This window comes from Pseudomonas sp. BIGb0558 (genome assembly GCF_024807515.1).
GTDB lineage: Bacteria > Pseudomonadota > Gammaproteobacteria > Pseudomonadales > Pseudomonadaceae > Aquipseudomonas > Aquipseudomonas yamanorum_A.
In genome coordinates this window covers 1-8,838 of record NZ_JANUEW010000078.1, presented here as the reverse complement: position 1 = coordinate 8,838, position 8,838 = coordinate 1, and the positions used below count along the sequence as shown (strand labels likewise).

The 8,838-nt window shown below is 65.8% G+C and carries 7 protein-coding genes; all 7 read right to left on the bottom strand.

Translation table 11 applies throughout. The features are described from left to right. Positions 1-175 precede the first annotated feature (175 nt). The 7 genes from M2400_RS33135 to M2400_RS33105 are packed head-to-tail and all read right to left on the bottom strand — an operon-like array spanning position 176 to position 8,563. Entirely contained in the window at positions 176-688 is a 513-nt protein-coding gene (locus M2400_RS33135) for a GNAT family N-acetyltransferase (protein WP_259198434.1), read from the bottom strand. Beyond that, the gene (locus tag M2400_RS33130; RefSeq protein WP_259198433.1) at positions 688-2,127 is read right to left on the bottom strand and encodes an MFS transporter; all 1,440 of its coding nucleotides are present in this window, start codon (positions 2,125-2,127) and stop codon (positions 688-690) included. Before M2400_RS33130 ends, M2400_RS33135 begins: the two co-directional genes overlap by 1 nt. Continuing rightward, positions 2,124-3,332 carry an acyl-CoA dehydrogenase family protein gene (locus M2400_RS33125; protein WP_259198432.1) on the bottom strand — a complete coding sequence of 403 codons (1,209 nt, stop codon included), beginning with the start codon at positions 3,330-3,332 and terminating at the stop codon, positions 2,124-2,126. The genes M2400_RS33130 and M2400_RS33125 overlap by 4 nt, the downstream gene beginning before the upstream one ends. A 20-nt stretch (positions 3,333-3,352) precedes the next feature. Further along, positions 3,353-5,068 carry an ABC transporter ATP-binding protein gene (locus tag M2400_RS33120; protein ID WP_259198431.1) on the bottom strand — a complete coding sequence of 572 codons (1,716 nt, stop codon included), beginning with the start codon at positions 5,066-5,068 and terminating at the stop codon, positions 3,353-3,355. Beyond that, positions 5,065-5,928 (bottom strand): ABC transporter permease, encoded by an 864-nt coding sequence (locus M2400_RS33115; protein WP_177048665.1) that lies wholly within the window; start codon positions 5,926-5,928, stop codon positions 5,065-5,067. The genes M2400_RS33120 and M2400_RS33115 overlap by 4 nt, the downstream gene beginning before the upstream one ends. After that, complete coding sequence (locus M2400_RS33110) at positions 5,925-6,905, bottom strand: ABC transporter permease (protein ID WP_259198428.1); 981 nt, start codon at positions 6,903-6,905, stop codon at positions 5,925-5,927. Before M2400_RS33110 ends, M2400_RS33115 begins: the two co-directional genes overlap by 4 nt. Continuing rightward, positions 6,902-8,563, bottom strand: a complete 1,662-nt coding sequence (locus M2400_RS33105; protein WP_259198426.1) for an ABC transporter substrate-binding protein — start codon at positions 8,561-8,563, stop codon at positions 6,902-6,904. The genes M2400_RS33110 and M2400_RS33105 overlap by 4 nt, the downstream gene beginning before the upstream one ends. Positions 8,564-8,838 lie beyond the last annotated feature (275 nt).

Genomic DNA, 8,838 nt, shown 5'->3' with positions numbered 1-8,838 from the left:
GCTCCCGCTGGGCTGCGCAGCGGCCCCAAAATCCTGGGAGCGCTTCGCACTCCAGCGGGAGCAAGCTCCCTCGCCACAGCAAGCCCCTCGCCACAGCAAGCTCCCTCTCCACAGCAAGCTCCCTCTCCACAGCAGCTCCCTCTCCACAGCAACCTCCCTCACCACAGGTTCAGTGTTACGTTTGCGATTGGTAGCGAACTTCCTCCAGCTCACGACCGCCCCGGGTGAGGGTCCGGCTTGATTCGGCCTGCGCTATCCAACCGGCGTTTTGGTAAAAACGCACTGCCCGGCGGTTTCCGGCAAGCACCCACAACGTCGCCGTCTCCAGGCCCTGGCTCGCAAGATGCTCCAGCCCCCTGAGCCACAGCGCCCGCCCCACCCCGGTCCCCCAATGCTCGGCAATCACATACACCGCCTGCACTTCACCGGTTTTGCCAGAATCCGCATCCTCATCACGGCTCGGGCTCACCGCAATCCAGCCCACCACACGCCCATCGACCTCCGCGACAAATACAGCCTCGTTTGCCTGCTCGATCGACTGCCGCCATAAGGCTTCGCGCCGGGGCTGTGTCGCCTCCAGCGAAGCCAGGTAATCCGCCGGCATCAGCTCACGATAAGCCTCCTGCCAACTGCGAATATGCACCCAGGCAATGTCAACTGCGTCCTCGATACGTGCTGCACGAATCATCAAATTCCCTCTGCGCGTTTTGCATAAATCGCCGAGCCCGCCTGCGGCGACAGCCTGCGATAAACCAACCCCGATAATGCACACAGCAATCCGGCACCCGCCATGATCCAGGCGATATCGCCCTGCTCCACCGTGGCATGCCCACGCACGGCCATGATCAAGCCGAGCAAGGCCGCCGCGATGCCCACCGACAGACTCAAGGTCAGTTGAATGGTCATCGCCGACAGGCTGCTGGCGCGGCTGGACTGCTCCGGCGGCACGTCAGCGTAGGTCAGCGCCCCCAGGGTGCTGAATTGCAGCGAGCGAATGATCCCGCTGCCAAATAACACCAGTATTACAATCCAGTAAGGCGTTGATTCCTCGAACAGGCTGCACGCCAGGATGGTTGCACCTGTGAGCACCGCATTGCTGATCAAGGTGCGCCGGAAACCGAAGCGGCTGACGATGCGTACCGCCAGCATCTTCATCAGCAACGCACCCACGCCACCGGCAACACTCAACAGCCCGGCCTGCAACGGGTTAAGCCCGAAACACAGCTGAAACAGCAGCACCAGCAAAAACGGCTGTGACGCACTGCCGATGCGCATCAGGTTGCCGCCCCAGAAACTCACCGCAAACGTCGGGATTTTCAGCAGTGAAAAATCGATCAACGGGTGCGCCGTGCGCCGCGCATGCCGGACATACAGCCAGGCACTGAACAGCCCGCCGCCAATCAGCAGCAATGCCCACTGCCGCGGTAACAGGCCGTGGCCCAGCACCTCGAAACCGAACACCAGACCGCCCAGCGCCACACCGCTGAGCAACAGGCCGGGAACGTCCAATGGCTGGCCGGGTACCCCGGAATAGTCCGGGATGTAGCGCAGCACCAGGATCACCCCGAGCACGCCAATCGGCAGGTTGATCAGGAAGATCCAGTGCCACGACAACACCGTCACCAACAGCCCGCCCAAGGGCGGACCGAGCAACGGCCCCACCAGCGCTGCCACCGTCAGGTACGACATGGCACGCAGCAGGTTTTCCCGCGCCGACCAGCGCAGCAGGATCACCTGCCCCACCGGCACCATCATCGCCCCCGAAGCCCCCTGGGCCAGACGCGCCAGGGACAATTGCAGCAGCGAGCCCGAGCAGGCACACGCCACCGACGCCAGGGTGAACAGCACAATCGCGCTGATAAATACCCGACGCGGCCCGAAGCGGTCGGCCGCCCAGCCGCTGACCGGCACAAACAGCGCCACCGCCAGCAGGTACAGCGACACCACCAGGTTCATGCGCACGCTGGGCTCGCCGAAATCCTGAGCCATCTGCGGCAGCGCCGTGAGCACCGCCGTGGCGTCGATCAGTTCCATGAACAGCGCACAGCCGATGATCATCGGTACCCGTCGCGCGTGCCCGATGCCCACCTCGCCCAAAGGGTGTGAAAGGTCGAGGGCTTTGTTCAAAACAGCCCCGAGGTCGGTGGCGGCGTGCCCTTGAGTTGCCAGGCGCCCACGGCCGCGGCCTTCCAGTGCCGGGGATTGTGGTTGGCCACGGTGCGCGCGTTGCGCCAGTGCCGGTCGAGGTTATGGGCACGGCCGGTGGTGGATGCACCACCCACGTCGAACACCAGCTCAGCGGCCTTGAGTGCCGATTCGGCCGCGATGTATTGCGCTTGCGCCACATCCACCGCTGCCTGGTCGACGGCCACCGCATCCAGGTCGGCAGCCCAGGCGCGGTCGATGGAGTCGGCCGCGTGCAACACCACCGCTTCGGCGGTAAAGGCCCGGGCCGACACGTCGCCCACACTCAGCTCTACATACGGGTCATCCACCGAGCGCGTGGCGCTGCTGTGCTTGATGGGCCGCGCATGTTCCTTGGCGAAAGTCACCGCGTCATTCAACGCATTGCGTGCGATCCCCGCCTGCACGGCCGCGAGGAACACCTGCAGGAACGGCGTGACAATCGTGCGCTTGCCTTCCTCTACGGTGCGGGTGCGGATCTCGCTGGCCAACACCTGCACGTCATGCAGATGGGTGGTGCCACTGGCGGTCAGGCGCTGGCCCATGGCGTCGAAATCATCCAGCAGCTCAAGGCCCTGGCGGTCCCGGGGCAGGATGAAAGAGACAGGCTGGTCATTCTCGTCCAGGGCGACGGCGCTGACCCAATCGGCGTACAACGAACCGGTGCTGTAGTACTTGCTGCCGGACGCGCGAAAGTGCTCGCCGTCACGCACGATGCGCGCGCTGATGGAACCGTTGGCGCCGCCGACTTCCCAGCCGGCATTGCCGATCACGGCTCCTTGCAGATAGCGTGCGAACCAGCGCTCACGCTCCTCCTCCGCCCCTTCGGCGCGGGACGCCAGCAGGCCTTCGACAAACCCGAAACCGGGGCGCAATGCCTGGGCCACGTTGGAGTCGGCCGAGGCGATGCGAATCAGCAAGGCAATCACGTCCTTCACCGAACCGCCAGCGCCGCCAAAACGCTTGGGAATCCGCACGGTAAACAGCCCGGCCTGGGCGATCTGCGCCACGGCCTCATACGGCAGCTGGCGGTCGCGTTCGCGTTGCGCAGCGCCGGCGGCGATCTGCGGCAGGATGCGGTCGGCGCGGGCGTTCAGTTCGGCCACCGTCACAACCGGCGGCTTGGGTACAGCAGACAACTTGCTCATGGCACTTCCTTGATTCAGGTCTAGATGGCGATTTTCCACAGGCGCGATTCATCAAACAGCCAGCCGGGGTGTTCCGGCTCCAGGGCCGGCACTACCAGCTTCGTACCGCTGCCGGGCAGGCGCGGGACTGCGCCCAGCAGGCGCCGGGTGTATTCATGTTGAGGGGATTCAAACAACGTCTCGACGCTGGCGCTTTCCACCACCTGGCCGTGGCGCATCACCAGCACCTCGTCGCTGACGTGGCGAATCACGCCGAGGTCGTGGGAGATAAACAGGTAGGCCAGGCCCAGCGAGGCTTGCAGGTCGGCCAGCAGGTCCAGCACCTGGGCCTGCACCGACACGTCCAGCGCCGACACCGGTTCGTCACAGATAATTACCTTGGGGTTGCTGGCGATTGCCCGGGCTATCGCCACGCGCTGGCGCTGGCCGCCCGACAGTTGCAACGGTCGGCGCTCGGCCAATTGCGGCGCCAGGCGTACCTGCTCGAGCAACTGTGTCACGCGGGCCGCCTGTTGCTCGGCGTCGATACCGGCAACGTCCAGCGCGTCACTGAGGATCTGCCCGACCGTCCAGCGCGGGTCGAACGAACTCAGCGGGTCCTGATAGATCACGCTGATGTCGCGGCGATGCAAACGCCGGGGCTTCTCCTCGACCCGTTCGGCGCCTGCCGCTGCCCACGGCTGATCAAGAAAACGCACCTCGCCGGCATCCGGTTGCAGCAGCCCGAGGGCGATGCGCGCCACGGTGGTTTTGCCCGAGCCGGATTCACCGACGATGCCCAGGGTGCGGCCGGCGCGCAGCTCGAAGCTGACGCCGTCCACCACCTGGCGTGACTGTTGATCGGGGCCGACATACCGTTTGCCCAGGCCCGAGGCCTTGAGCAACACCGGCGAATCCGCCCCCGGCCGTGGTTGCGCCGCAGCGTTGCTGCGCTCCGGCGACAGGCGCGTGCCACGGGCATGTTCGGCGGGCACTGCATCCAGCAGCGAGCGCGTGTAGGCGTGGCGCGGGTTGAGCAGCACCTGATCCATCGGGCCCTGCTCCACCACTTCACCGTGGCGCAAAACGAGTACCTCATCCGCCAGTTGCGCGACCACCGCCAGGTCATGGCTGATGATCAGCAGCGAATCACCACGTGCCTTGATCTGCTGCAACACCTGCAGGATCTGCGCCTGCACCGTGGCATCCAGTGCGGTGGTGGGTTCATCGGCAATCACCAGGCCCGGGTTCAACGCCAGGGCACTGGCGATCAGCGCACGCTGGCGCAGGCCGCCGGAGAGTTGATCGGGGCGCTGGCGGGCGCGCAGTTGCGGCTCGGGCACGCCCACCAGGTCCAGCAGTTCGATCACCCGCTCGCCACGGCTGCGACGGTCGCCCCAGCGGTGGGTCTCCAGCACTTCGAGAATTTCCTTGCCCACCGGTCGCAACGGGTCGAGGGACACCAGCGCGTCCTGCAGCACAAAGCCGATGCCGTTGCCACGCAAGCGGCGCCAGCCGCGCTCCGACAGGCTGAGCAAATCCACCCCGGCGTAGCTCAAGGTACGCGCCGTGACCTTGGCGCCCGCGCCGGCCAGGCCGATCAGGCTGCGGGCGGTGACGCTCTTGCCCGAACCGGACTCACCCACCAGCGCCAGGGTCTTGCCCGGCTCCAGGGTGAAAGACAGGTTGCGCACCACCGACTGCCCGGCAAACTCGATGGACAGCCCTTCAACGATCAAACGTTTCTGGTCGCTCATGAAAGACGGCCCTCCAGGCGTTGTTGCAGGTAACGGCCAGTGACCGTGGTCGACAAGGTGGTGAGTACGATGAACAGGCCGGGGAAGAACGTCAGCCACCAGGCGTTGGCGATAAAGTCGCGGCCCATGGACAACATGGTCCCCCACTCCGGCGCCGGCGGGCGGGCGCCCAGGCCGAGAAAGCTCAGGGCCGAGGCCCAGACAATCGCCTGGCCCACGCCCATGGTCAGGGTCACGATCAACGGGCGCATGGCGTTGGGCAGCAACTGGCGCAGGATGATCCGCAGCGGCGGATGCCCGAGCGCGCGGGCGGCTTCGATGTAGCCTGCGTTGCGCACCGCCAGCACCTGGCCCCGCACCATGCGGGCGTAACCCGGTGCACTGCCCAGCCCGGTGGCGACGATCAGCGGGCCGATGCCGCTGCCGAAGATCGCCACGAACAGCAACGCCAGGATCAGGCTCGGGAACGCAAACAGCACTTCCAGCAACCAGCCCACGCCACGGTCTACCCGGGCGCCGCCCAGCCCGCCCAGCAGGCCGAGCACGATGGCGATGCTCATGGCAATCGCGGTGGCAGCAAGCCCGATGAACAGCGACTGGCGGGTGCCGTAGATCACCCGGGAAAAGATATCCCGCCCCGACTGATCGGTGCCGAACCAGTGGGCCCAGCTCGGCGGATGAAACGCCTCGCGGGGCACGATGGCCAGCGGGTCGCTGTAGGCGAACAACTGCGGCACCAGCGCCGCGGCAATCACCAGCAGCAGAAAGGTAATCGCCAACAGCGGGCCGGGCCGCAGCGTGCGGGTGGTGCGCTGAGTCCGCAGCGCGGGCAGCGGTGTTTCGAGGGTCAGGCCGCTCATGCCGCAATCTCCTGTTGGCGAGGATCGACCCACAGGTACAGGAGGTCGACCAGAATGTTGGCGAGCACGTAACCGGCAGCGACCACCAGGCTGATGCCGATGGTCAGCGGCAGGTCCTGTGCCTGCACCGCCTGGTACAGCTGACGGCCAAGGCCCTTGCGGGAAAAGATCACTTCAATCACCACCGCGCCACTGATCAGCGCGCCGATGGCCCAGCCCGACAGCGAAATCCCCGGCAACACGGCGTGGCGCAGCGCGTGTTTGAAGCGCACGTTGAAGTCACTCAGGCCACGGGTGCGGGCGGTCAGGATAAAGGGTTGGTCGAGGGTCAAATCCAGGGATTCACGGGTGACCTGGGCGATAAACCCCGCCAGCGGGATCGCCAGGGCGAACGACGGCAACACCAGGGTGCGCCAGCCATCGCTGCCGGCCGGCGGGAACAGCCGCAGGCCGAAGGCGAACACCCCCAGCAGCAGAATCCCCAGCCAGAAATGCGGCAGCGCGGCGGCCAGGGTTTCGGCGAGCGAGGCCAGGCTGGCTACCCAGCGGCGGCGCCCGGCGGTCAGCACCGTCAGCGCCAGCACCAGAACCCAGGCCAGGGCGAGAGAGGTCAGGGTCAGTTCCAGGGTCGGCCAGGATTGTTCGGCGAGGACGCGCGTCACCGGCAGGTGCTGGGAATAGGAAACCCCTAAATCACCCTGCACCAACCGCCCGAGGTAAAGCGCATATTGCACCGCGAGGGGCTTGTCCAGGCCATATTCGCGAGTGGCTTCGGCGATGGTTTCCGGGCTGGGGTTGCCGCTCGGCCCCCCGAGGATCGCCAACACCGGATCACCGGGCATCAGGCGCAGGGCAAAGAAGGTCAGCGTGGCCACCGCCCAGAGCACCAGCACTCCGCCGGCAAGGCGCCACAGCGCACGTTTGCCGAGCCGGGCCAGGCGCTCGCGCCGTGGGTTGGCAAGTGATGGACTGCTCATTTGTTCACCCATGCGTCATAGAGATAGGTCACCGCCAGCGACGGCTCCAGCCGCACGCCCTGGGTGGTCTTGTAGATACCCAGCCGCGTGCTTTGCGGGTAGGTGGTCAGTTGCAGGTACTGGCTGGAAGCGATTTTCTGCGCCTGGTAATACAGGGCCCGTCGCTGCTCGCTGTCCTGGGTGGTGAGGGCCTGCTGGATCAACGTGTCGAAGGCCGGGTCACTGAAACCGGCGGTGTTCTGGTGGTAGCCACCGACGCCCGCCGGGCGGATGAACTCACTGCCGAAGATGATCCGCAGCACGTCGGCGGTGTTGGTGTTCCAGTAGCCGAGGCGAATGTCGTAGTCCCAGTCGGCCTGGCGCTGGGTGGCCTGCACGTCACTCATCTGGTCGACGATCAGATCGAAGCCGGCCTGCCGGGTGGTGGCTTGTACCTGCTCCCACAGGGTGTATTCCGAGGGTGGCGTGCGGTTGCCCATCACCACGTGGACTTGCAGGCGCTTGCCGTCCTTGGTGCGGTAGCCCTCGCTGTCGCGTTGGGTCCAGCCGGCCTGGTCGAGCAACTGCGCGGCCCGGGCCGGGTCGTAATCCTGAGCGTGCTGGAACTCCGGGTTGTAGAAGCGTGTGGCCGGGCTCAACGGGCCGCCGGCGCGGGGGAACTCGTTGAAGTACACACTCTTCAGCGCGCCCTCGATGTCGGAACTGCGCACGAAGGCTTCGCGCACCCGCAGGTCATCGAACGGCGCACGGGTGATATTCAGTGTGCCGTTGGTGGGGTTACCGGGGCGCTGGGCGATCACCAGGGTCAGGTCCGGGTTACGCCGCGCGGCCTCGTGGGATTCGGGCGGCAACGCTTCGATCACGTCGACCTCGCCGGCCTGCAACGAAGCGAAGCGCACGGAAGGTTCCTGGATGAACTTCCAGACGATCCGGTCCAGCCACGCCGGGCCCTGGTGTTTGGCGGTGGGCGGGGCCCAGTTGTAGTCGGGGTTGCGTACCAGTTCGACCTGGCTTTGGCGGTCCCAGCGCACGACCTTGAACGGGCCGCTGCCCACCGGGCTTTCGCAGTTCACGTCGCGGGAGCGCAGCAGTGCCGTGGGGGATTCGATGCCGAGGAAGCCTTGGGCCAACACTTCCAGGAACGCTGCGTAAGGCGTGGCCAGGTGCACCACTGCGGTGTACTCGTCGAGCACGTCGGTGCTGCGGTATTGGCGGATGTAGCCGCCGGCGGTGCTGGACTGGGTCTTGGGGTTGGCCATGTGGTCGAGGTTGGCCTTGACGGCGGCGGCGTTGAACGGGGTGCCGTCGGTGAAGTGCACGTCGTTGCGCAGGTGGAAGGTGTAGGTCAGGCCGTCCGGGGACACTTCCCAGGTTTTGGCGAGCCAGGGGCCGATGCGGCCGTCGGTGTCCATTGAGACCAGGGAGTCCAGGTACTGCTGGGCGACGAAGACCTGGGGCATGTCGCCGGCCACGTGGGGGTCGAGGCAGGTGGGTTCGCGGTCGGTGGCGTAGACCAGGGTGCCGCCCTTTACCGGTTGGTCACTGCGTGTGGCGGTGGGGCCGCTTTGGCCGCAGCCCAGGAGCAGGCCGCAGAGTGTGGCGGTGCCGATAAGGAACAGCGGGCTGGATCGTCGCGGGTAAGGGGCGGGTTCTTGCATGATTGGTGAGGCCTGAAGTCCGGGGATTGGGTCATTGCACAAGGCATGCCGGGTTTTTTGGCCTGTAAACAGGGGGGATTGGGGGGCTGGGGGATTGCGGAAAACGACAATGTGTGTGGGAAGTGTTGGTCAGGCAACAGCTCGGCCTTGGTGGGAGTACATATCCGTTATTTAGGTAACGGCCGCTATGGGTTCCGCTCTTACAGCGGCTCACTTTTGAAAAGCGCAAAAGTAAGCAAAACGCTCTTGCCCCACCACTCGGCACCTCGCCTAGG

Coding starts and splice junctions, on each gene's coding strand:
- M2400_RS33120 (WP_259198431.1), bottom strand. CDS start 5,068: ATGAGCGACCAGAAACGTTTGATCGTTGAAGGGCTGTCCATCGAGTTT.
- M2400_RS33110 (WP_259198428.1), bottom strand. CDS start 6,905: ATGAGCAGTCCATCACTTGCCAACCCACGGCGCGAGCGCCTGGCCCGG.
- M2400_RS33105 (WP_259198426.1), bottom strand. CDS start 8,563: ATGCAAGAACCCGCCCCTTACCCGCGACGATCCAGCCCGCTGTTCCTT.
- M2400_RS33115 (WP_177048665.1), bottom strand. CDS start 5,928: ATGAGCGGCCTGACCCTCGAAACACCGCTGCCCGCGCTGCGGACTCAG.
- M2400_RS33135 (WP_259198434.1), bottom strand. CDS start 688: ATGATTCGTGCAGCACGTATCGAGGACGCAGTTGACATTGCCTGGGTG.
- M2400_RS33125 (WP_259198432.1), bottom strand. CDS start 3,332: ATGAGCAAGTTGTCTGCTGTACCCAAGCCGCCGGTTGTGACGGTGGCC.